Source organism: Muribaculum sp. NM65_B17 (genome assembly GCF_004793735.1).
Classification (GTDB): domain Bacteria; phylum Bacteroidota; class Bacteroidia; order Bacteroidales; family Muribaculaceae; genus Muribaculum; species Muribaculum gordoncarteri.
This window is the reverse complement of record NZ_SRYY01000002.1, coordinates 496,529-520,438: the sequence shown is the minus strand read 5'-3', so window position 1 is coordinate 520,438 and position 23,910 is coordinate 496,529. Positions and strand designations below refer to the sequence as shown.

At 49.5% G+C, this 23,910-nt stretch carries 15 protein-coding genes and 1 riboswitch; of the genes, 10 read left to right on the top strand and 5 right to left on the bottom strand.

Annotated elements, in window-relative coordinates; all coding sequences use genetic code 11:
* Positions 1–343 precede the first annotated feature (343 nt).
* Positions 344–1,864 carry a mechanosensitive ion channel family protein gene (locus E5354_RS04660; RefSeq protein ID WP_135946590.1) on the top strand — a complete coding sequence of 507 codons (1,521 nt, stop codon included), beginning with the start codon at positions 344–346 and terminating at the stop codon, positions 1,862–1,864.
* On the opposite strand, the gene zupT is transcribed toward E5354_RS04660, so the two are convergent.
* Positions 1,850–2,647, bottom strand: a complete 798-nt coding sequence (gene zupT, locus E5354_RS04655) for a zinc transporter ZupT (protein WP_123395339.1) — start codon at positions 2,645–2,647, stop codon at positions 1,850–1,852. The genes E5354_RS04660 and zupT overlap by 15 nt on opposite strands.
* 98 nt (positions 2,648–2,745) lie before the next feature.
* Here zupT and E5354_RS04650 point away from each other — a divergent pair, with 98 nt between their 5' ends.
* The 9 genes from E5354_RS04650 (at position 2,746) to E5354_RS04610 (ending at position 15,874) form a co-directional block, all read left to right on the top strand.
* Positions 2,746–3,306, top strand: coding sequence for an RNA polymerase sigma factor (locus tag E5354_RS04650; RefSeq protein ID WP_135946589.1), 561 nt, complete (start codon positions 2,746–2,748; stop codon positions 3,304–3,306).
* A 53-nt stretch (positions 3,307–3,359) separates the two neighbouring features.
* Complete coding sequence (locus E5354_RS04645) at positions 3,360–3,758, top strand: hypothetical protein (RefSeq protein ID WP_123395337.1); 399 nt, start codon at positions 3,360–3,362, stop codon at positions 3,756–3,758.
* Positions 3,759–3,776: 18 nt separating this feature from the next.
* Positions 3,777–4,262 (top strand): hypothetical protein, encoded by a 486-nt coding sequence (locus E5354_RS04640; RefSeq protein ID WP_123395336.1) that lies wholly within the window; start codon positions 3,777–3,779, stop codon positions 4,260–4,262.
* A 100-nt stretch (positions 4,263–4,362) separates the two neighbouring features.
* Positions 4,363–10,092, top strand: coding sequence for an alpha-2-macroglobulin family protein (locus E5354_RS04635; RefSeq protein WP_135946588.1), 5,730 nt, complete (start codon positions 4,363–4,365; stop codon positions 10,090–10,092).
* A gap of 259 nt (positions 10,093–10,351) precedes the next feature.
* Positions 10,352–11,590, top strand: coding sequence for a M16 family metallopeptidase (locus tag E5354_RS04630; protein WP_135946587.1), 1,239 nt, complete (start codon positions 10,352–10,354; stop codon positions 11,588–11,590).
* A gap of 107 nt (positions 11,591–11,697) precedes the next feature.
* On the top strand, positions 11,698–12,726 hold the full coding sequence (dusB, locus tag E5354_RS04625) for a tRNA dihydrouridine synthase DusB (protein ID WP_135946586.1): 1,029 nt from the start codon (positions 11,698–11,700) through the stop codon (positions 12,724–12,726).
* A 6-nt stretch (positions 12,727–12,732) separates the two neighbouring features.
* A complete protein-coding gene (locus tag E5354_RS04620) occupies positions 12,733–13,617 on the top strand; it encodes a GIN domain-containing protein (RefSeq protein ID WP_135946585.1) in 885 nt (294 codons plus the stop codon).
* 31 nt (positions 13,618–13,648) lie between these two features.
* Positions 13,649–14,356 (top strand): GIN domain-containing protein, encoded by a 708-nt coding sequence (locus tag E5354_RS04615; RefSeq protein ID WP_135946584.1) that lies wholly within the window; start codon positions 13,649–13,651, stop codon positions 14,354–14,356.
* Between the two features lie 15 nt (positions 14,357–14,371).
* Positions 14,372–15,874, top strand: coding sequence for a lipopolysaccharide biosynthesis protein (locus tag E5354_RS04610; protein WP_135946583.1), 1,503 nt, complete (start codon positions 14,372–14,374; stop codon positions 15,872–15,874).
* Positions 15,875–16,130: 256 nt separating this feature from the next.
* Positions 16,131–16,329: riboswitch (cobalamin riboswitch) on the top strand.
* A gap of 274 nt (positions 16,330–16,603) precedes the next feature.
* On the opposite strand, the gene E5354_RS04605 is transcribed toward E5354_RS04610, so the two are convergent.
* Genes E5354_RS04605 through E5354_RS04590 form a run of 4 tightly spaced genes read right to left on the bottom strand, consistent with a single transcriptional unit; the run spans position 16,604 to position 23,884 of the window.
* Entirely contained in the window at positions 16,604–17,965 is a 1,362-nt protein-coding gene (locus tag E5354_RS04605; protein WP_135946582.1) for a fibronectin type III domain-containing protein, read from the bottom strand.
* 20 nt (positions 17,966–17,985) lie between these two features.
* Positions 17,986–18,903 carry a hypothetical protein gene (locus tag E5354_RS04600; protein WP_135946581.1) on the bottom strand — a complete coding sequence of 306 codons (918 nt, stop codon included), beginning with the start codon at positions 18,901–18,903 and terminating at the stop codon, positions 17,986–17,988.
* Positions 18,904–18,926: 23 nt separating this feature from the next.
* Positions 18,927–20,690, bottom strand: coding sequence for a RagB/SusD family nutrient uptake outer membrane protein (locus E5354_RS04595; protein ID WP_168353823.1), 1,764 nt, complete (start codon positions 20,688–20,690; stop codon positions 18,927–18,929).
* A gap of 32 nt (positions 20,691–20,722) precedes the next feature.
* On the bottom strand, positions 20,723–23,884 hold the full coding sequence (locus tag E5354_RS04590; protein WP_135946579.1) for a SusC/RagA family TonB-linked outer membrane protein: 3,162 nt from the start codon (positions 23,882–23,884) through the stop codon (positions 20,723–20,725).
* Positions 23,885–23,910 lie beyond the last annotated feature (26 nt).

Below are 23,910 nucleotides of genomic sequence, written 5' to 3'. Positions count from 1 at the left end.
TTCCACTGACATCCGGTGTAAACCAGATATGCAATAGCTGTGAATATCTTATAGAGGTCTGTCAGTCCCTTTCCATGGAAACCTGACAAAAACTTACGGATGCGCTTCCGCAGGCAATGCTTAAACTTTATTTTCATGGAGTCAATGATTTATGTTACTGAGATATAACACAAATCAAACCTTTTTCCCTTTTGGTTGAACCGAAATTACCATCGCCTCGCATATTGCGACCCTGCCGTTAACATTTATTGTCGAACCGGCTCTAAGACGATAGAACAATTTCAGCGTATCGATTGTCTATTAGATAAACAATATCAACACATTTTCACCAAAAAAATTAATAATGTCGTATCTTTTAGCCAACACCGAGCCATCGACCACGCAAAGCATATCGGAGAGCACTCTCAATGCACTGAACATCGACACCAATGGAAGCCACTTCATTGCATCACTGGCAATGAAAATATCCGACTGGATTCTCAGCCCCCTGGGACTTCAACACAGCACTTCAGCCGTAACATGGGCCTATGCCATTGTCGTGTTTGCAATCGCCTTTATCGTAGGCTACATCGCAAAATGGATAATAATAGGAGCAGTAAGGCATTTCGGGAACCACACTCAAAGCGATCTCTATAAATATCTGCGACAGGAGAACTTCTTCCTGAAGCTTTGTCGCATGATTCCGGCGATAGTATTTTTGATTCTGATTCAGTTCACTCTTGTATACACACGCTCCACACTCGCCAACTTACTCACAAAACTTACATTATTATATGTAATATACGTAACGGCGATAGCCTTGTCGGCACTTGTGGGTGCGATATGGGCACACTTCAATGCGAGTCGCAACAAAAGGCATCTGCCATTGCGAGGTCTCGTACAGCTCGTGCGCGGAATCATCTGCATAGTGGCTGTAATTATAGCGGTGGCCGTGCTCGTCGACAAGTCGCCCGCCTCACTGCTTGCCGGCCTCGGCGCATTTGCAGCCGTGCTGATGTTGATTTTCAAGGACAGCATACTCGGTCTTGTGGCCGGCGTGCAGCTTTCGGAAAACGACAGCCTTCATGTGGGCGACTGGATAAAAGTAAACGGCACCGACGCCAACGGAACCGTGACCGAAGTGACGCTGACCTCGGTAAAGGTGGAAAACTGGGACAAGACCACGACCATGCTGCCGCCCTACAGCCTCATCAGCGGAAGCTTCACCAACTACCGCAGCATGCAGGTGAGCAATACCCGACGCATACAGCGGTCCTACATGATCGATGCCGACAGCGTGCTGCCTCTCACTCCCGAAATGCTCGACGAATTCCGCAAGATACCCTTCATGGACGACTTCATAACACGCAAACTCGCCCAAAAGGCTGCCGGAAAGGTTGAGGATGTGAACAACTCCGAGGGACTTCCCGACGGAACCATCGACACCAATCTCGGCCTCTTCCGCGCCTACATGAAAATGTGGCTCGACAACAACAAGTTTGTCGACAGCAACAGCACCTGCTTCGTTTCGACCCTCCAGCAGACGGGAGGTGGCATTCCGTTCCAGATCTACTGTTTCACAAGCACTTCGGCATGGTTGCCCTACGAAGCCATGCAGGACACCATATTCGAGCATCTCGCAGCCATGTTGTCACGATTCAGGCTCTACTGCTTCGAACAACCTTCAGGCCGCGACACCGTAATCGACGGATTCCTCAGCCCCGGCGGAAAAGTCGAGCGAGTGTTCGGAATGCCCTACCCCTTCTTCAACAGGGACGCATCATCGCCCGTCGGCCCAGAAAACTGGCCGGTGGAACCTAAACTGCAGTCACAGTCGTCGGCTCCGTCACAGCCTGCCGCCGGGTCAGGTTCAAAACAGCAATAATCCGAATCCCATTACGAGCATGCCCAGTATCACCCCCGATATGGCATAATGATGATGACCATACTCCTCGGCGCTGGGCAACAGCTCGTCAAAGGCGATGAACACCATTATGCCCGACACAGCGGCAAGACACACCGAGTTGACAAGCGGAGTCCATATAGGCATAAGGAATATCAATGCGAAAACCGCACCCACAGGCTCGGCAAGACCCGATAGAAACGAGTAGAGCAAAGCCTTGCGGCGGTTACCCGTAGCGTGATATATAGGCACCGACACGGCAATTCCCTCGGGTATATTGTGAATGGCTATAGCAATGACGATGGGCAGCGCGATGTCGAGCCCCTCAAGTCCCGACACGAATGTAGCAATTCCCTCGGGGAAATTGTGCACTCCTATCGCGAGCGCAAGCATAATCCCCGTGCGTTTAAGCCTGTTACCACCGCCATTGACATTGTGAAGTTCATGAGGATTCTCATCCTCGGGAATAAGGAAGTCAATTAGTGCTATAAGTCCCATGCCGCCGAAAAACGAAAGCAGCATGTAGACCGTGCCGGGCTTGTCGCCGTAGACATCAGTCATCGCCTCAAGCGACTCGGGCATCAACTCCATGAATGAAACATATACCATCACACCCGCCGACAGGCCCAATGCGCCCGACAGGAATTTGGTGTTGGAGGTCTTTGTGAAGAATGCCATGAGGCTGCCTATACCGGTCGAAAGTCCGGCCACGAGAGTGAGCAGCAACGCCGTCAAAATATTTTGCGTGGTCAATACCGTATCCATAAAATTTTTCTTTTTATAACAATTTAAGCTTATCGGGGGTTGAAGTTATAAAAAGTTTATGTACTTTTGAAACTCAATAAGCAATTACTCTTCCCCGAATGAGCAAAGATACACCAATCGATGATCCTGAACTTGTGAAGCGTCTTCGCGACAGCTCTACTTGCCGAACCGCTTTCGGCGAGGTGATTGCCCGGTACAGCGAACCGCTGTATTGGCAGATACGACGCATGGTCGAGAACCATGACGATGCCAACGATTTGCTGCAGAACACATTCATGAAAGCATGGAGTTCAATCGAAAACTTCAGGGGCGAAGCCAAACTGTCGACATGGCTCTACAAGATTGCAATCAACGAGAGCATAACATTCCTTGCCAAGGAACGCAAACGCATGAACATATCGATCGACGACGAGGAATCGCACCTTGTCAACCTCATAGAAGCCGACACCTACATCGACGGCGACCAGCTCGCACTGAAACTACGTAAAGCCATAGCCTCCCTTCCCGAAAAACAGAGGCTGGTGTTCAATATGCGCTACTACGATGAAATGAAATATGAGCAGATGTCGGAGATTTTAGGCACCTCGGTAGGTGCGCTGAAAGCCTCCTATCATCTCGCTGCAAAAAAAATTGAGCAATATTTTGCCGATAATGATTAAACCTATTGACACAGCCTAAGTCTAACCATTAAAATAACTTAAAGAACTCAGGTATGAAACCGGACAATGACATACTCAAGCAAGTCGACAGGCGGTCGGGAATGACCGTCCCTGATGACTATTTTGCCAACTTTGCTCGGCAAATGATGCAGCAGCTGCCTGAAAAAGAGTTTGAATCAACCGACAAGAAGATTCTGCCACGCACTTGGTGGCAGCGTTGCCGTCCCTATGTATATCTTGCAGCCATGTTTGCCGGAATATGGTGCATGATGAAGGTGTTTAACGACATAGGCAGCCGCACCGCCGATATGTCGATTGAAAACAATCCTGTAATGGCAAGCGTTCTAAGCAGTGATCACTTCTACGACTACTACAGCATCGATAATGTCGACGAGTATGACCTCATGGAAGAGATGTACAACGAAGGTGTAACCCTCGAGAACTTAAAATAAAACCAATAATCGAGTTATATGAAACGTCTAACGCTGATCTCATTAATATTAGCGCTTTTTGTATCGTTTTCAAGCTACGCCCAGCAGCCCGGCGAAAGACGCCAGCGTCCTGTCGAGCGTAAGGAGTGGTTCAAGGAACTGCGTCAATACAAGCACGACTTCCTAACAAAGGAGCTGAAGCTCACCAAGGAGCAACAGGAGAGTTTCTTCCCCCTCTACGATGAGATGGAAAGCAGTGTATATCAACTGCAAAAGCAGACACGCGACATTGAACACCGGGTAAGAAACACAAAAGGCGAAATATCGGACCTTGAATACGAAAAAGCATCCGAAGCAATGTTTGAAATCAAGGGGAAGGAAGCCGATATAGAAATGAAGTATTATCCGAAATTCAAGAAAGCGCTGACTCCCAAGCAGATGTTCATGCTCAAGATAGCCGAACGGAAATTCACCAACGAGCTCATGATGCAACATTCGCGCATGAGAGCGGGCAAACATAAGTAAACTGTAAAGTTATTATTTTTCTCCCTGATACTGTGACAGATACTTTCCTCTCGGGGAGAGTATCTGTCACATTTTATTAACTTATAAAATTTCGAGTGCTATGAAACAACAGTTTCTATACATCCTAATAGCTCTATTCACAATGTCAATCAACGCTTCCCAGAAACAATATTCCGAACCTGACTTCGCATTCCCCAAACAGATATCGTCACAAGCTTCGGAAATGCTCGAAAAGGCTGTAGCCGACGGCGACGGCAAACTTGCCGTGAGAGCATTGGTCAACTACGGACTTGCACAATGCGCCGTCGACAACGACAGCCTGCCTGAAGTCCTGCAACGCATATCCACCGTGGAGTCAAAGGAAACCGACCCGTGCATCAAGGCAATGCTTACGCTGCTTAAGGCAAGGATTTACAACGACATTTATCAGGATGACCGATGGAAATATGACCGTCGCGAAATCCCCGACACCCCCCTGCCCGATGACTACCTGCTGTGGAGCGGCCGACAGTTCAGAGCCCGCATAATGTCGCTGCTCGACTCGGCGCTTGCCAATCCAAAACCACTCCATGAAGCAAGACTCATCGACTTCAAGGAACTGCTTAAGGCCGGAAACAACGATTATACTTTCTACCCCACACTATTTGACTTCATAGCAGGAAAAGCCATAGCGATACTGTCGAACATGGGCGAACAGCAACCGATATTCGCCATCGACATGTTGTCGCCGTTCACAGTCTACTCAAAGATGAATTTCAACTATCAGTCGCCTGCAGCACAACGCATCCTCAAGCTGTACCGACAACTGTTGGATGCTCATGCCGGCAATGCTGCACCATTCATAATGTGGGACATCGAGCGCATCAAATTCATCTCACAGCATGTCTATCGCGACATGTCGAGCTACAATGCCGTCCGCGACAACGAAGCCAAGCTTATGCTCGACCTCTACAACCGATTCAGCCAAAGCGAATATGCTGCAGAGCCTCTCATATCGCTCTTCTACCTTATTGATTTGGACAACTACAATAAGGAGGAGATGCCCGTGAGCATTGCCGAATACTATTCATTAGTCAACAATCAACTAAAACGCTATCCCGAATATTTCCGCAACAATGCGTTGCACAACATCGTCAAGTCGCTAAGTCAACCGCGCATAAATGCACGTTACAGCCAGATTCTGTCACCTGGCGACACTCTTACCATTGACATAAAGAACAACAACACTGTCGACTACACGATAAACGTGTATAGAATACCGTACAACAGAAACAACGGTGAGTCGTTCAAAATAACACCGTCTACCAACCTTCCGGCCCCGCTCTACACCATATCACGCAAGGTGACCGACAAGCAGGTGCCTTTTTCATCAAGTTCGACTGAGAAAGTTGTGCTCACCCAACCCGGATGTTACATCGTTGTGCCCTCCATTACCGGACAAAAACGCGATGCCGATCTTGGTTACTACAGCATAATACACTGCACCGGCCTATTGGTCGAGAGCGCCAATTACGGCTCTTCGCGATGGGGAATCGTAATCAATCCTAAGACAGGCCGTCCGGTCGACAATGCCACTCTCACCGTAACCCTTAACCGCAACGGCAACACAGTGCGCAACTACGTGACCGACAAGGACGGAACTGCATTGATAAAGGAATCCAAGGCTTTCAACGCATCAGCATCGAAAGGCACCGACCGCTATTCTATGAGCAAATACCTCGGCTACATTCCGTCGGGCAACGAAAATAAGCAATTTGCCATGCATGGATTGACCGACCTTGCCATCTATCATCCCGGTGACACAGTGCAGTGGGTCGGCATCCTGCAAAGCTATCTCGGAGCTGAAGCACGGGTTGTGCCCGGCAACGAAATCTCGGTAGTGTTGCGTGACGCCAACTATGAACCGTGTGACACTGCCGTCGCCACGACCGATGAATACGGCCGCATTGCGGGTTCGTTCAAGCTCCCCTCCGACGGACTTACCGGAAACTTCTCGATTGAGTTCCGCAAAAAGGATCCACTGAAGCCTGACCGCTGGAACAGCTACGGCACTACATCATTCACCGTGTCGGACTACAAGCTCCCAACCTATGAAATAGAATTTACCGAACTGCTCACTGACAAGCCCGCCAAAGGTGCCGTGACGCTGAAAGGCAAAACCGTGACCTACTCCGGATTCCCTCTTGCCAACTGCCGCATAGCAGTTGATCTAAGCGCAAATCCGCGTATATGGTGGTGGAGAAGCGCAGGCAACGGTGTTTCGTTCTACTCCACCGAGGTGACAACCGATTCCGAAGGTTGCTTCAGCATCGAATTCCCGGCCGAGCTACTTAAACAGTCACCGATACCCGGCGGCATATTCTCTGCATCGCTAACAGCGACATCGCCCACAGGCGAGAATCAGCAGGCATCACGCTCATTCTCGCAAGGAGCGTCGTGTGTGATAAATGCGTCACTTCCCGCCGACATCGACGCGTCAAAGCCCTATCGCATGAACGTTTCGCTCACCAATCTGCTCGGTGAAGCGGTTGACTCCACCATAACCTATCAACTCATTGACAAGAGCGACCGTCACGTAGTCAAGGAAGGCACCATGACACCTCCTGTGGCCACAGTCGATTTCAGCGATGTGGCAAGCGGCAGCTACTCCATGGTGTTTGCCACCGCCGACAAGTCACTCGCCGACACTTTCACTGTCGACAACGTGAATCTCTACCGCGTCACCGATGCCAAGCCACCCGTGACCGACATGCCGATATGGCTGCCTGTGACCACTTACACCGCCGACCGTCGACATGCCTCGATACTCTACGGCACATCGGCCGACTCTACATGGATACATTATGCTGTCTACACCGACAAAGCCCTGCTGAAGCAAGGTTGGATAGAAGCTGCGGCAGGAATGCACCACTTCGACTACGACATACCGGCCGACGCCGACCGCATAAAAGTGAAATTCACCGGAGTAAACGATTATAAAGTCAGCGACTTCGAGGTTACAGCAACAGCAAGCGGCACAGTCGACCGAATCAATATAGCCATCGAAAGCTTCCGTGACAAAATCGCGCCGGGCGACAACGAAAAATGGACATTCTACGTGACCGATAACAACGGCAAGGGCACCAAGAGCGCTATCCTGCTCGATATGTATGCCAAGGCCCTCGACCGGCTGTCGATGCACAATTTCAGAATATATCCGAGATTCGGCCATGTCAACAGCTACAATATATCGGTATACTCGCCTCTCGGCAAGTTCATGTCCGGTGTGGAGATACCATTCGAGTGGTTGAAATATGAACCGATATCTCTGCCTGACCTGCAAACATGGGGTCGGTCGTTCCTACACCCTAATTACGCGTTCACTCGCAGCAACGTGTATTTCAGTCTAAACACCGAGGAAGAGATGGGTGAGGAAAAATCAGCAACCCCGAGAATGATACGAGGAACAAGTAAAATGGCCGCGACCGCCGACACGGGAGCAGGAGCCGCCGACTTGGCCATCGTTGAGGACGAAGCGGTTGAGGAAGCCGCCGATGCCGAGAACGAAGCCCCTGACAATGACGCGTCACGTGACAATAATGAATACCGTGATGCCGAAATGCCGCTTGCATTCTTCCGCCCCATGCTGACAACCGACGACAAGGGCAATATGACATTCTCATTCACCGCCCCCAACGCCAACACCACATGGAAACTTTGCGCACTCGCTTTCACCGACGACATGCTCACCTCCACCATGTCACGCGAAATCATATCCAACAAGCCCGTTATGGTGCAGCCCAACCTGCCGCGCTTCCTGCGCACAGGCGACAAGGCTTTGATCAGCGCATCGGTGATGAATAACTCCGACGACTCGACTGCGATAACCACCGTAGTGGAGATATTCGACCCAGCTACAGGTGCCGTAATATCACGTAACGACTTCTCCGACGACATGGCTCCAGGCGAAGCGAAAGTGGTCAACGTGACGGTCGATGCAGGATGGGACTCCAACATGATTGGATATCGCATAAAGGCAGGTAACGGCCGATTCACCGATGGAGAGCAGTCGGTTATTCCCGTGCTTTCCTCCGTCACACCCGTCATCGAAACCAAGCCGTTCTACATTTCGCCCGATTCGACGACATTTACCATGCAACTTCCCGAAATGCCCTCTGATGCCCGCGTCACGCTGCAATTCTGCGAAAACCCCGTGTGGTATGTAGCAACAGCGCTTCCCGGATTGCGTAACGATGACTCTGAGAGTGCATTGGCCGCCTCGGCAGCTATATTCTCGGCCGCCGTAGCCGACGGAATTCTGCGCACATGCCCCGAGATTGCCGAAGCATTGAAAGAGTGGAATTCAAGCGACCGCAGCGACTCAACGCTCGTGTCGATGCTTGAACGTAACGCCGACCTGAAGACGGTGCTGCTCAACTCCACCCCCTGGGTTATGGATGCCAAGAGCGACACCGAGCGCATGACTCGCCTTTCGCTCCTCTTTGACCGAAAAGTAATCAACGACACCTACTCGCGCAACATCGACCGACTGTCTAAGCTCGTGCGTAACGGCGGTTGGACATGGATTGACAACATCGACGAGCCTTCACAGTGGATAACCGAGAACGTGCTGCTCACCATGGGACACCTCAAGCAGCTCGGATTCCTGCCCGACAATAATCGCCTGCGTTCAATGCTCGACAATGCGGTTAAATACATCGACCGTGTCACCCAGGAGGAATACGCCAAGTACCCCGACGGCGACTACTATTACTACGTGTACCTGCGTGACTTCTATCCCAATATAAAGAAATCGACAACACTCTCTTCGCTCACATCACGCGAAGTGCAGCGCATAGTTAAGGAGTGGAAGAAACGCTCGATTCCCGTAAAGGCAATGAATGCGATAACCCTCAAGAATCACGGCTACCGCACACTTGCCACCTCCGTTTTAGCATCGCTCAACGAGTATTCAGTGTCAAATCCCTCTCAGGGCATGTGGTGGCCGTCGCTCGATGACATGACAACATGGTCGATGGGCAAGATTGGTGCTACATCGATAGTGCTCGACGCATTCGCAGCCATAGATCCCCAAAGTCCCGATGTCGACAAGATACGACAATGGCTCATTCTACAGAAAGAGGCTAAGGATTGGGGCACATCGGTCACGACCTCTCAGGCTATAGCATCGATATTGCTCACCGGCAGCAAGTGGACAACCCCCGCTGCAAAGGCAACCGTAACGGTCAACAACCGCGAAGTCAACGCGGGCAAGACCGACCGACTGCTCGGTTATTTCCGTGAAAACATATCCTCGATGTCACCCTCAGGCGCGACACTCTATGTCGAAAAGTCAGGTAAGACACCTTCATGGGGAGCCGTATACTGCCAGTACCGCAGCGAGATGTCGGAAGTAAAAGCCGCGTCATGCCCCGAGGTTTCCATTGACAAGGCTCTCTATCGCCGCGTCACCACCGAGAATGGCGTGACATGGCAGAATGCCGACTCACTGAAGACCGGCGACATAGTTCAGGTCAACCTAACCATAACAGTAAAACGTGACATGGACTACGTGGCAATAACCGACGACCGCAGCGCATGCTTCGAGCCTGTCGAGCAACTTCCAAAGCCGTTGTTCAGCGAAGGAATATGCTTCTATCGCGAGAACCGTGACGCATCGACCAACATGTTTGTTACTCATCTTCCCAAGGGTGTGTACCGATTGAGCTACGAGCTCTATGTCAACAACTCGGGTACCTACTCATCGGGTATCGCCACACTGCAAAGCCAATATGCTCCGGCATTGTCGGCCCACTCGTCGGGAAGCATGATAGAAGTCATGCCCCAATAATCACTAATTTTAAGTGAAATTATTCAATATAAATATCGTTTTAAGTATTATGAATCCCTAAAATGCCCGTTGTCGGGCATTTTAGGTTAATTAGTGTTAATAGTACACTAATTTATTTCTAATATTTTTTGTGTTTAAAAATTAAGCATTACCTTTGCATCAGTTTTTCATGGTATTAGATTTAAGGTAAAAAGATTATTCGTCGTGATGACGAGTAATTTTTTTTTTGCAATAAAATTACCCGTTTAATTAAAACACAATGACAAACAATAGCAACGACATATTCACCTACCATACCCTTGCTAACGGACTGCGCATTGTGCATCGTGCGTCGGCTGCCGATGTGGAGTATTGCGGCGTGGCCATAAAGGCAGGAAGTCGCAACGAATCATCGGCCGACTACGGCCTTGCACACTTCGTCGAGCACACCATATTCAAAGGCACCGACCGCCGCCGCTCATGGCACATAGTAAATCGTATGGAATCGGTGGGCGGTGAAATCAACGCATATACATCGGAGGAGGTGACAATGCTCTACTCCTGCTTCCCCAAGGGCAACCTCGCAAGAGCCGTCGAGCTGATGGCCGACCTCATAGGCTGCTCACGCTTCCCCGAAAACGAAATCGACCGAGAGCGTGAGGTGGTGCTCGACGAGATCGACTCCTATCTCGACTCGCCGTCCGATGCCATATTCGACGACTTCAACGACCTTATATTCGCAGGTTCATCGCTCGGACACAACATTCTCGGCACTGCTGAAACCATAGGAACCTTCACGCCCGAGAGTTGCCGTGACTTCCTGTCGACCTACTACACGCCCAGCAACATGGTATTCTTCTACACGGGTCCCACGCCACCGTCACGCGTCATGTCGACAATCGAGCGTCACCTCTCATTCCTCAACCACCCCGTCAAGGAGCTTCATGACGACACTCCACGTGAAGTAACGCCGTTTGACCTGCGTCGTGAGCTCGGCACCCACCAGTCACACACCGTGATAGGCGCACGCATACCCGGCCTATACAGCCAATGCAACCACACCTATGCGCTGCTGAACAACATAATCGGAGGCCCCTGCATGAACTCACGCCTGAACGTGTTGTTGCGCGAACGCCACGGCTACGTGTATTCAGTTGACTCCTACATATCGTCATTCACCGATTGCGGACTCTTCACCGTCTACTTCGGATGCGATGAAAACCATGTACAACCGTGTCGACGACTCATATTCAGGACTCTCGACGAGCTGGCCCAGTCGACAATGAGCACGCGCGCGCTCGATGCGGCAAAGAAGCAGTATCTCGGACAGACCATCGTTGCGGGAGCCAACGCCGAGCAGGTAGCCCTCGCCACCGGACGCTCAACGCTATTTCACCGTCACGCGCTGCATCCCGATGAAATAATTGAACGCATAATGGGCATAACGCCCGAGGATATAAGGCTTGCAGCCGAAAAGCTCACGCCGTCACGCTGCTCGATTCTAACATTTGGGCAGTAAATTCACCATTATATCCTATAAATTCTTAAATTTGTCTAATTTTTAGTATCTTCGTAAACCGATTCGCCCAAAAGAATCGTCTAATAAAGTAAATTGTAATCGGGAAAATGAAAATCGGACAAATCGACTTAGGAGAACGCCCGGTGATGCTCGCTCCAATGGAGGATGTCACCGACCACTCGTTTCGGCTCATCTGTAAGGAACAGGGAGCCGACATGGTCTACACCGAATTCGTATCGGCCGATGCTCTCATACGCAACATAAGCGCTACAACACGCAAGCTCCACATAAACCCGGCTGAACGCCCCACGGCAATACAGATTTACGGTCGGGAAACCGAACCGATGGTAGAGGCCGCCAAGATAGTCGAGGAGGCCGCACCCGACATTCTTGACATAAACTTCGGATGCCCCGTAAAGAAAGTTGCCGGAAAAGGTGCCGGAGCAGGTATGTTGCGTGACATTCCCAAGATGCTTGAGATAACACGTGCCGTGGTCAACGCCGTTAAGTTGCCCGTGACAGTGAAAACCCGCCTCGGATGGGACCATGACAGCCGCATAATCGTCGAGCTTGCCGAGCAGCTTCAGGACTGCGGAATACAGGCTCTAACCGTACACGGACGCACACGCGCACAGATGTACAACGGCGAAGCCGACTGGGAGATGATAGCCCGCGTAAAGGAGAATCCCCGACTGCACATCCCGGTAATAGGCAACGGCGACATCACTACTCCGCAAAAGGCCCTCGAAGCGTTCACGCGTTATGGCGTTGACGGCGTTATGGTAGGTCGCGCCTCCATAGGTGCGCCGTGGGTATTCCACGACATCAAGCAACTCCTCGTCAAAGGCTCGACCGACAGTCAGCTGTCGACCGCTGAAAAATTCAAGCTTCTGCGACGACAAATCACCGAGAGCATCGCCAACATCGATGAACATCGAGGCATACTGCACATAAGGCGTCACCTTGCGGCATCGCCACTGTTCAAAGGAATACCCCACTTCCGCGACACCCGCATAGCAATGTTACGTGCCGACACGTGGGATGAACTCGACAGCATACTGCAACACATCGAAGCCGATATCATACCGGCTTTCATGAATAATACATCACATAACACCCAAACAAAACAAGACTAAGACATTATGAAAAAGTATCTAATCACCCTCGCGCTCGCCATTACAGCAACAATGACATTGTCGGCAGCAAATCTACAACGCATCACACTCAAGGCCAAATCATTCTCATCGATAGTCCTTAATTGTGCCGCCGACATAAAGCTGTGTCAAAAGCCCGACTCGGCCGGAATGATAGTCTATCATATAGCTCCCGAGATAAAAGACAAAATTCACTTCATTGTAAAGAACGGCACACTTGAATGTAGCACCGACCGAGGAGTGAAATTGACCAAAGAAAACATATCCCGCATCACCATATTTGCCAACTCTCCCGTGAAGAGCGTAGCTGTAAACGGCTCGGGCGACATAAAGGTGTGCAAAAAGGTGACACTCTCATCCAACTTATCAGCATCAGTCAACGGTTCGGGTGACATCGATCTGCCTTCAATGAACATCAATGAGTTGAATCTCAATGTAAACGGTTCAGGCGACATCAACGGTGCAAACATAACCGTAAACAGCCTTCAAGCATCGGTCAACGGTTCGGGCGACATTGAAGTTTCAACCCTGAAAAGCTCAAATATTAACGCATCGGTCAACGGTTCGGGCGACCTCGAGCTTAAGCAGGTAACCGCCAACACCGTAAATGCATCGGTAAACGGTTCGGGCGACCTCACAATATCGGGCACTACCTCTTCGGCAAACTACGCACTAAACGGCTCGGGCGACATTTCATGCAGCCCGTTAAAGGCCAAGATCGTTAACGCAAACTGTTCAGGATCGGGCGACATAACTTGCCATGCAAGCGTATCAATTACCGCAAAGACAGAATTGTCAGGCGAAATCACATGTCACGGCAATCCTTCCAAGAAAAATCTGTCGGGACGCACTAAAAACATCCACATAAAGTAAGCGACAACTCACTTTCATCACAAATATACCTATGCTTAAACGGATACTATCATTAATCGCAATCACCGCCTCGATCCTCGCCGTAAATGCCGAGGAGTTGAAGCGTTACGAAATCGACGTAAAGGACTTCAGCGAGCTGAAAGTAATCGAAGGACTGGCTGTCGACTACAAATGCAGCGAGGATTCAGCAGGAATGGCTGTATTCACGACATCGCCCGACATGGCATCGCTCCTCATGTTCACCAACAACAAGAACAAGCTGGAGATTCAGATTTCCACCGATGGAATCGACTATCAAGGCCTGCCCAAAATCACTGTCTACTCACGCTTCCTGAATAAGGTCGAAAACAGCGGTGACTCACTGGTAAGAGTGCTATCGGTAGCCCCCTCGCCCTCATTCAAGGCACGCCTGATAGGCAACGGCACACTGTCGGTGCACGGAATCGACACCAACACACTTGACGGTTCGCTCGACACCGGCAACGGAGTACTCGTGCTCTACGGCAAGGCTGCAAGCGCAAAATTGAGCCTCGTAGGCACCGGCTCGATTCAAGCCGACGAGCTTGATGCCGACGACATAAAATGCTCGCTTCTCGGCACCGGCTACATCGAATGTAACCCCCTAAAGACCCTTAACGTGGTAGGGGCAAGCTCGGGCAAAGTCTATCACAAAGGCTCACCCAAGATAAAGTCACGGGCCATAGGCGTGAAAGTCATTCCCATCGATAACGCCCAATAATCCGTCACAACGCTGATGGCCGAAGAACCAAGCCTGAAATTACGCACGGCACGCACCATAAAGTGGAACCTAATTGACAAGGTTTCATCACAGGTGCTGTATGCCGTGACAGGCTGGGTGCTGGCCAACCGGCTGTCGGAGGAGGACTTCGGACTCGTTGGCACAGTGCTCATTTTTCAGGCATTCGCCAACATATTTGTCGACAGCGGATTCTCATCGGCGTTGCTCCAGCGCAAGAATCCTACGCAACTCGACTATAGCTCGGTGCTATGGTTCAACATCACGGTAGCCACGTTCATTTACGCAATTCTATGGCTTGCCGCGCCATTGATAGCTATAGAGTTCAACGACATGCGTCTTATCGACCTGTCAAGAGTCATGTTCCTGGCTTTCATCATCAATGCAACGGCCATCGTACAGACCAACAGGCTTATGAAGCAGATGACAGTGCGCATGATAGCCATATCCAACTTCATCGGACTTATCATAAGCTCGGTGGTTGGCATATATCTCGCACTTAACGACTTCGGTGCATGGGCCGTAGTGTGGCAGACAATCACACTCGCCTCTGTTAAATCGCTAATTTTGTGGATTACAAGCCATTGGCTGCCATCGCTCGTCTTCTCGCTCGAATCAATCAAGAGTATATTTAATGTGGGCGTAGGTGTAATGGGAAGCTCATTGCTCAACACACTGTCGCAGAAACTCTGCTCGATCGTCATCGGACTATTCACCGGAATGCGTGCGCTCGGTTACTACACCCAAGCCGACAAGTGGAGCGTAATGGGCACGGCATCGCTTTCGCAAGTCGTTACAGCCTCGTTTCTGCCTGTATTGTCACAATTTCAGGACGACAGGGAACGATTCAACCGTGCGGCGGCCAAGATGAACCGCTTCACTGCCTATGTGACCTTCCCGGCCATGTGCATGCTCATCGCAATGGCTACACCTATATTCCACCTCCTGTTCGGCACGAAATGGGACGCCTCGATAGCCCTGTTCCAGATTCTATTGCTGCGCGGCATATTCACCATATTGACCTCGCTCTACAATAACTACATAGTAGCTCTGGGACGCTCTTCCAAAATCATCGTGGCCGAACTTGTCAAGGACATAGCGTCGATCATCGCAATAGTCGCGACACTACCCTACATGGGACTTTCAACGCCCGACGACCCCACACAGGGACTACGTATAATGCTGTGGGGACAGCTTGCAGCATCGGCAATAACCTGGTTGGTAACACTGAAAATGGTATCCAATCTTACCGGTCGCGGCTCTGGACGATTCATCGTCGACCTGATGCCTTATATGATGCAAGGCACACTGATTACGGTCGTGATGCTCACACTGAGCAATGTAATCACCGCCAACATTCCTCTCTTGTGCGCACAATTTGCAGCCGCTGCAATCATATATCTGGGAATCAATGCCATACTGCGATCAACAATACAGCAAGAAATGCTACAATACATCTTTTATCGCTTCATAAAAAACAAGAAAGATGTTAAATTATAAATTTATACAATCTTTTTATGTGTTTTATAACACATTTTTCAAGACAAATTCCTATCTTTGCATAGTTAATAAAATGAATATATAAGACAACCTTTATCTTTTCTATCTGTTTATGGATATTTGGATTGCCTGTGATTCACTTTTTTAAGATATTCACATAATCTCTAAGTTGGTTGAAGACATGTTCCCGTCGAGGGAGCCTGTCTTTGTTATTTAATGCCCTGCACAAAAATTTCCGAATTTCATGAATTTTATATAATTTTGCAACGAATGAGGTTGTCACGACGGCATCCGCCCGACGACATTAAAAGGGAATGAGGTGAAAATCCTCAACAGTCCCGCTGCTGTAAGCTCATTTAAACGGTTGCCCGACACCATCGCCACTGGTTCTTTACCGGGAAGGCATCAGGCACACCGAGCAAGTCAGAATACCTGCCTCATTCATCACCCAGGCATCGCCGCTCGTGGGATAGCGATGATGGCCGTCAATCACTTTATTCCCACTTATTCGCTTTTTTCTGTGCGTTGATGCACAGTCCATAGTCTAATCAAGGCTTGCCACCCAACGGCAACCAAGCCTTTTGGTTTTAGGAAAATGCGAGTGCTCCGGTCTAAGTGATTAGCTCGGAGCACTGTTGTTTACATTTGCAATTAGTCCCGCCGCATACGACACAGCCCGGACATCGTAACCGATGCCCGGGCTGCCTTAAACTGTATAACTATGATAAATTATTGCTTGGTGTAGACCGAACGGCTGTCATATATATAAGGATATCCATCATACCATGCCGACCAACCTGCTATCGTGACACTCATGTCATCGCCTATTGTAGCAACTACAGCCTGATTTGAATCAATTTCGGAGGCAAAAACGTAGGTTCCCCACGACTGCGGCTCAAATGTTATAGTGCGGTTATCGAGATCTACTTTCCCAACAATGGGATAACCCGACCAGAAGAGTCCGTCAAACGACAGCGAATCGTCGCCTACCTTCTCAACATTTACCGTACCCGAATAACTGAATGAATTCCAATCGGAATCAGGATTGCTTAGATACATGTCATTGCCTTCGGTAACATAGTCGTATTCACCCACAAGCGAATCAATAGACAATCCCCACACAAATACATCGGTTCCATAATCACTTGAATAAACCGACAGCGTCAGCTCGCCGGCTACAGCATCGCCCGAAAGGTTACTGTAACCGCTCCAAGGATATACGTAGACACCATTCTGGTCATCTACAGGCACATAATAGTAGCCCGTACTGCTGTCATAGCTATAATCACCGGTGAGAATCATCGGGCCGTCGGCATCGTTCTCGTCAATGGCAAACTCAAGGTTGTAACCTTCGACCCCATACCACGCCAACAACACGTAGGAATTGTCGTCGTAAGCTACAAGTGTAGCATCCCAGCTGCTGCCCGATGCAGCCTCATAAGTGCCTTTGACACGCCAAAGTTCACTACGTGTAACTGCAAATGTCGCCACGCCTGGAGCACTCGACTCATAACCGCCTTCATCGGTTACTGCTGTCACGCTCACCGAGTAGTCGCCCTTGGGCAGATTGCGGAAAGTAACTGACGGAGAGGTGACCGTACCTTCGTCATACAGTATATTTCCAATCATGCATGAGTAGGCATACTCCTTGGCATTCTCGTCGGCATCCCATGTCACAACTATCGCCCTACCCTCATTAGTAACGGTAAGCACCGGAGTTGACAGCTTTATGATGGGAGCGGTGGTAGCCTCCAAAGTAGCCACCGAGGTGGTATTGTCGCTTTCAAAGGATGCATAGGCCCACACGCTCAGCTTGTAGGTCGTGGCAGGCTCAAGACCGGTTATTGAAACTTCGGTGAGATTTGTGACATCGGTAACAACCTCGACATCGCCGGGGCCTGTCAGCTGATAGCCGTATTGAACCGCACCCGGCACCTTGTCCCAATGAAATGTCAGCGAATTGTAGGTCGCGCCGTCATGAACCGGCTTGGCCGCCTCAAGCGGCGCCTTGTAATCGTCATCGCTACATGCAGCCAGTCCCAATGAAAGCAGGCCTACAAGCGCGAATGCTATTATTTTGATATTTTTCATTTCTCAAAAATTTTTATTTGTCATTCAAACGGGTCAAACAACGGCTCATAACTGAAGTCGACATAGTTCCAACCAAACGTGCCGTCATCGTAGGTCATCGAGAAATAGAATCGTCCTTCGTTTTTGCTTAGACGCATATAAGTATAAGCGTAGGAATCATCATATCCATACACGAGAGCATAGGATATACCCGGGAACGTAACTCCGTCGGGACTCCATGAGGGCCAATAATCATTCTCGGAATCATAGAAATACCAGCAATTGAAATCATCCTGCTCCACATAATTGGAATAGTCGTCATAGTTGGCTGTAGGAGTAATGATGGCATAATCCTTTGCAGGGTCATTCACCACAAAAGGCAGGTCAACGCCTGAACCTATAAAATTCTCAATCTTGAACTTACCGGTACCACGCATTGCGTATATGTCGGAGTATACCGTATTGTATTTATCCTGAAACTCGAAAGGCACATTCTCGGCCCACAGCTCCCAAGCGCCTATTATCGATGCATATACGGTGATGTCGGCAGTTCCTTCAGAGTAAGGATTTACATATTCTTCGGGAATCTTCACCGTAAACGAGCATTTAGCCCTCAACGGCAAATTGCTGCAATCGACATTGAATACAGCCTCCTTTTCTCCGGCAGCAAACTCTACCTGAGTAGGAATCACGAATGCTCCCTGGGAATCTTCGTTGGCAGTGACCGTCAGCGGAATCGTTGCCGCCTCGGCGCTCTCCGCGCGTTTTACCTTAACGGGAACGATGCAATCCTCATCGGCAAGGAATTCATAATTATATGATGCCTGAATCGGGAAATAGACCGACATGCAGTCTTCGGCAGGTGCAGGTCCCGGCTCATAATCATCGTTGTCGGAGCATGACACGAGCATAATTGGCAATGTCAGCACCGCAATCGCAAATTTATATATCGATTTCATAATTTATTAAGTAAACTGATTAATTAATTGCCGCCTTCCCACAATGGTATAGCCTGTGAGGGGTCAGGATTAAGAATAACACCCTTGTTAAGATCTCGCTCACGATCGGGTATATAGAAATTGGTCCATGGAGCCACATGTTCGGGATAAGAGTTGAACCGGTACTGACGGGCATGATTGGAGCCCGGGTATCCGCGCTCGATAGGCAGTTCAAGACGACGGTAATCCCAATAAACAATGCCCTCACCCCAGAACTCCACTCGCTTCTGCTTGAAAAGCTCATCGGTAAACGCCTCCATGTCGGCGGCTTTACAAATGTAGCTTTCGCCGGCCGACATGCGATAAGTGTTCATGAACGACTCCAGCAGTTGCTTGCCGGCACCTACACCCGATGTGTGAGCTGTAGCCTCGGCCTCGATAAGGAACATCTCCTCGATTCGCATCAACGGGATGCTTACAGCATTACCAATAGTGCTTGTGTTGCGTTCGCCGTTGGCCGGATGATATTTTATTCCCACATAACTACGATAGTTGCGCCACTCGTTGTAGGAAAGATTGGTTCCCCGCGAATATTTAGTGATGAAAGCGTTGCTTGCTCCCGCATCTTCAGGATCGATCCAGGTTGTTTTGCGCCAGTCGCCTTCATCAATCTTATCAAATAGACGAGCGTCTATCATCCACCCGTGAGCATAGTTTATCTCATCCTGATAAACCGCGATTCCCCAATTGGCCTCGACGCATTGGAACGACACAAACGATTGCCACTCTCCCGTTGTAGCGGCGATATCGTTGGTCGATATTATATTGGCCCAAAGCCACGAATTATTCGGGGTGTTGAAACCGCTGGAAGGATCAAACCACTGGCTCTCGCTCAACGGCGAATAACCTTCGTTGATAGCCTTGCGGGCATACTCGGCCGCACGGGCAAAACATTCATTGGCCGTGGTGATGCCGATCTTGTCGTAGTCATTAAGGTCTTCATCGGCCTCATGGCTTATCATCGTGTTCAAATCATCGACATAACGCTCAAACCTCGAACCCATATCCAGCCAAAGTCGAGCCTTTAGGCCATAGACCACGCCTATCGACGCATCGGTCTTGGCCGACACGGCATGTGCGTCGGAAAGACAAGCTTCGGCAAGATTCAAATCGTCCATTATGAACCTGTACATCTTATAGAAAGGCGCACGGGGATTGTCGCGGCTCTCGCGCTCGGTAGTATTTTCAGTCACGATGGGAACAGTCAGTCCGTATATTCCACGGTTGGCAGCCTCTTCATCAAGATATGCCACTCCGGTGCGCTTGAACTCAAACATTCGCGCCAAGTCCATATAAGCCATAGCTCGATAGGAAAGTGCATTTCCCACATACAGGGCGTCGAATCCGTCGGGGTCGAGATCCGATATGCTTAACAGGTTGTTGCACTTCTGTATCAGATAATAATAACGCTGCCAAAATGTGGCCGATATTCCGTCGTTTCCAATATACAGCTGCTGGTTATAATAAGAGAAATAATCGTAACCGGTGTTCACTATGGCAAAATCGGCAGTCATTGCGTCACGCCATATAATGAACGACGAAAAACCCGCATCACTTGCATCGCCGCCGTCACCATAGAGCGACATGTGGTTCATGTAGGAGGCTATCGCGGCATTGAACGCACTTTTGTCGGCACTTTCAAGCTGACCGCTCGTTGCACCGTCGGTGGGGAATGTTTCCTCAAGACAGCTTGTCATCGCTACTCCGAGCAATCCTGCCGATATGATGAGCTTTAAATAATGTTTCATATTTATCATTGTGGATGATGTATTGTTTTTACTTAAAATTGCACTGATATACCGCCGGATATGTTACGCATCGGCGAATAGTTGTCGCCGTAGCTGCCGGTCACCAACGACATGCGCGGATCAAAACCCTTGCGCTTGGTCCAGTAATATAGATTCTCACATGATGCATATATGCGAAGCGACTGCATCTTAAGCTTGGATGTTATGCTGCGCGGGAAAGTGTAGCCCAGCGTAATGTTGCGCAATGAGAGATAACTTCCGTCGATCAGCCATCGGTCGGATGCATTGGCGAATGTCATGTCGTCATACTGCCAGCGAGGAATGTTGCTGTCGGGGTTCTCGGGCGTCCATGCATTGTAAATGTCACGATGATAGGAACGTCCCACTATCTGTCCGTAAGGAGGAGTCATCAACGACTGATAACCGCTGTCCCATTTTCGACCTCCGATTGAATAATTAAACTGTGCGCTTAGGTCGAAGTCAAATATCTTGAATGATGTGGTGAATCCGCCAAACAAGTCGGGAAGAGCGGTGCCACACAGGTAATAGTCGCCGTTGGAATAAATATTGGTTGTTTCAAGGTTTCCGTCGGCATTTGTTCTATAATAAAGTGGTTCACCCTTGTCGTTCACTCCTGCGTAACGCTTTATCCTCCATGTGTACATGGGCAGACCCTCTCCCACAAAGTAATAGGAATCGGTGTAACCATTATATCCGTCACAGGTATAGCCCTTTTTGTCCTCGGGCAGATAGGTAACTTCGTTATGCTGCCATGACATATTGAGGCCCACGGTCCAAGTGAAGTCACGTGTTGCGAATATATCACCCGAAAGGTCGATTTCAACGCCTCGGTTCACCATGTCACCCACATTGTCATAGTATCCGCTGTAACCGATTGAAGATGGAGCCGAGAACCATATAAGCATGTTGCGTGTCTTGCGGTCGTAATAGTCCACGCTACCGCGCAATCGACTGTTAAACAGTTCAAACTCAATTCCGGTATTGAAACTTCCAACGGTTTCCCATGTGATGTTACGGTTTCCTTTTGAGCTGAACACAAATGCCACTTCGTTATTGGAGTTGGTGATGTTGTAACGGTCGGTATATCGGTAGTTACCTATACCGTCGTTACCCTGCTCACCGTAAGAAATCTTGTATTTCAACATATTCACCATGTTGCTTTTGGGGAACCACTCCTCCTTAGTCATGATCCATGCACCGCCAACCGACCAGAAGTTACCCCAGCGATGACCGGGAGCAAAGCGTGACGAACCGTCGCGGCGGAACGAAACCGAACCGAAGTAACGGTTGTCGTAGTCATACTGGGCACGCATGAAGAATCCCTCTACATTATATTTGCTGATGTCACTGCCCATGTCACCGTTAATGATAGCACCCGAGAGCTCGGTGTTTGTACCATATAGCGCTACATTCTTCTTGTCGGCCGAGAGCGATGTCTGGCTCTGCATTGAATATTCATGACCGAGCAGCACATCGATACTGTGCAGACCTATGACATGATTGAAGTTAAGCAGCTGCTGATAGTTGGTATCGGTTGTGCGGTAATGTCCTACCCAAACGTAGCCTTTCGTAAGCGCATTGTAACCGTACCACGGGTCGTAAGCCGTATTCATGCGGTTTTCGGTCACATACACACTACCGTTTACAGTAAATTTGAAATATTTCAAGAAATCGGCTGTAGCATAACCCTGAATACTGAATGCGTTACTGCTATTGTTGTTTACCGACAGCAAGTCATCCTGAATAGGATTGTAATTTGTTTCGACCGGTCGGGTAAGACCGCCGTTGACACCGTTACCGTAGTCGTAGCCAAGACCGTGAGCGTCGCTCATTATATTGCCGTCGGCATCACGGATGAACAACGGGTATATCGGCGCGGTATAGGTTGTTCCGAAAGCTGCATTGTGAACGTTGGTCACGGTGTGGTTGTAACTTGCGTTACCTCCTATGCGCAAGAAGTCATAGGCCTGATAGTCGGTCTTTATACGTGCCGATATACGATCGAAATCATTTCCGTAGGTCAATCCGTCCTCCTTAAGGTAGCCGAAGTTTCCAAGTATGGTGTAGCGGTCGTTACCACCGGTAATGTTTATGTTGTATTCCTGACGAAATCCGTCGCGGGTACCGTTATCAAGCCAATTGTCGGGATAGAGCGTGTAGATGTTACCCTTATAAGCCACGCGGTTGCCAAGCACGGCGTTAGGATTGAGCTTGCCGTTTGTACCGATAAGCAACTCACCTGCAGGAACATTGTAGACCATATAACCAAGACCGCCGTTACCGGCCGATGCCGACTCTCCTATGTAGCGGTTGGCATTTATGTGAGCTTGTCCGGGATTCTGCTTCCTTACATTCACAAGATAGTTGCGCAATGCAGTGTAATGAGCGACATAATACTCCCCGGGGTTGTCTATGTAGTCATACTGTATGCGGCCGTCGGTGTTCACACCCCACTTTGCCGTGATGTTGACTCTCGTTTCGCCACGCTGCGCGCTCTTGGTAGTAATTAGTATGACACCATTGGCACCGCGCGCACCGTAAAGCGCGTTGGATGCGGCATCCTTGAGCACCGTTATATTTTGGATATCGGCGGGATTGATGTCATTCCAATATCCGTTGTAAGGAAGTCCGTCAAGCACGATAAGCGGCTCGGTAGATGCGTTTATCGAACCTATACCGCGAATGAGTATCGAAGGGTCGGACCCGAATGAATTGGTCTGCGTCATCTGCAATCCGGTCACCAGTCCGTCCAGAGCCTCGATGGGATTTGTCACCTGCTGCTTTGCAATGGCATCGGCGCTAAGCACGCTCGCCGAACCGGTGAACGACTCACGCTTTTGCTTTCCGAAAGCTACCACCATCACCTCATCCATCATTTCCGATTTGACGGCCAGATGTATTGTCAGTTCAGGCTTTATCTCCACTATCTTTGTTTCATAGCCTATCGACGACACCTCAAGATATTTGTTGGATGTCTTGAATCCGCTAAGAGAGAATCGACCGTCGGCATCGGTAGCGGTCGCGATATCGGAACCCTGTATTCTTACAGTGGCGCCGATTATGGGCAAGCCGTCGTCCTGCGAGAGGACTTGTCCTGATGTGCGCATAACTTGCGCAACTGCATTGCCGGCCATAAGAAGCAGCAACACCAGCATCAATATTAATTTTCTCATACTCACAAGAAATGTTTGAAATTAAT

What these genes read in the sequence shown, in the direction of transcription:
- E5354_RS04620 (WP_135946585.1), top strand. Translation starts at nt 12,733, where the DNA reads ATGAAAAAGTATCTAATCACCCTCGCGCTCGCCATTACAGCAACAATG.
- E5354_RS04605 (WP_135946582.1), bottom strand. Translation starts at nt 17,965, where the DNA reads ATGAAAAATATCAAAATAATAGCATTCGCGCTTGTAGGCCTGCTTTCA.
- E5354_RS04595 (WP_168353823.1), bottom strand. Translation starts at nt 20,690, where the DNA reads ATGAAACATTATTTAAAGCTCATCATATCGGCAGGATTGCTCGGAGTA.
- E5354_RS04645 (WP_123395337.1), top strand. Translation starts at nt 3,360, where the DNA reads ATGAAACCGGACAATGACATACTCAAGCAAGTCGACAGGCGGTCGGGA.
- E5354_RS04590 (WP_135946579.1), bottom strand. Translation starts at nt 23,884, where the DNA reads ATGAGAAAATTAATATTGATGCTGGTGTTGCTGCTTCTTATGGCCGGC.
- E5354_RS04600 (WP_135946581.1), bottom strand. Translation starts at nt 18,903, where the DNA reads ATGAAATCGATATATAAATTTGCGATTGCGGTGCTGACATTGCCAATT.
- E5354_RS04640 (WP_123395336.1), top strand. Translation starts at nt 3,777, where the DNA reads ATGAAACGTCTAACGCTGATCTCATTAATATTAGCGCTTTTTGTATCG.
- E5354_RS04630 (WP_135946587.1), top strand. Translation starts at nt 10,352, where the DNA reads ATGACAAACAATAGCAACGACATATTCACCTACCATACCCTTGCTAAC.
- E5354_RS04635 (WP_135946588.1), top strand. Translation starts at nt 4,363, where the DNA reads ATGAAACAACAGTTTCTATACATCCTAATAGCTCTATTCACAATGTCA.
- E5354_RS04615 (WP_135946584.1), top strand. Translation starts at nt 13,649, where the DNA reads ATGCTTAAACGGATACTATCATTAATCGCAATCACCGCCTCGATCCTC.
- zupT (WP_123395339.1), bottom strand. Translation starts at nt 2,647, where the DNA reads ATGGATACGGTATTGACCACGCAAAATATTTTGACGGCGTTGCTGCTC.
- E5354_RS04650 (WP_135946589.1), top strand. Translation starts at nt 2,746, where the DNA reads ATGAGCAAAGATACACCAATCGATGATCCTGAACTTGTGAAGCGTCTT.
- E5354_RS04660 (WP_135946590.1), top strand. Translation starts at nt 344, where the DNA reads ATGTCGTATCTTTTAGCCAACACCGAGCCATCGACCACGCAAAGCATA.
- dusB (WP_135946586.1), top strand. Translation starts at nt 11,698, where the DNA reads ATGAAAATCGGACAAATCGACTTAGGAGAACGCCCGGTGATGCTCGCT.
- E5354_RS04610 (WP_135946583.1), top strand. Translation starts at nt 14,372, where the DNA reads ATGGCCGAAGAACCAAGCCTGAAATTACGCACGGCACGCACCATAAAG.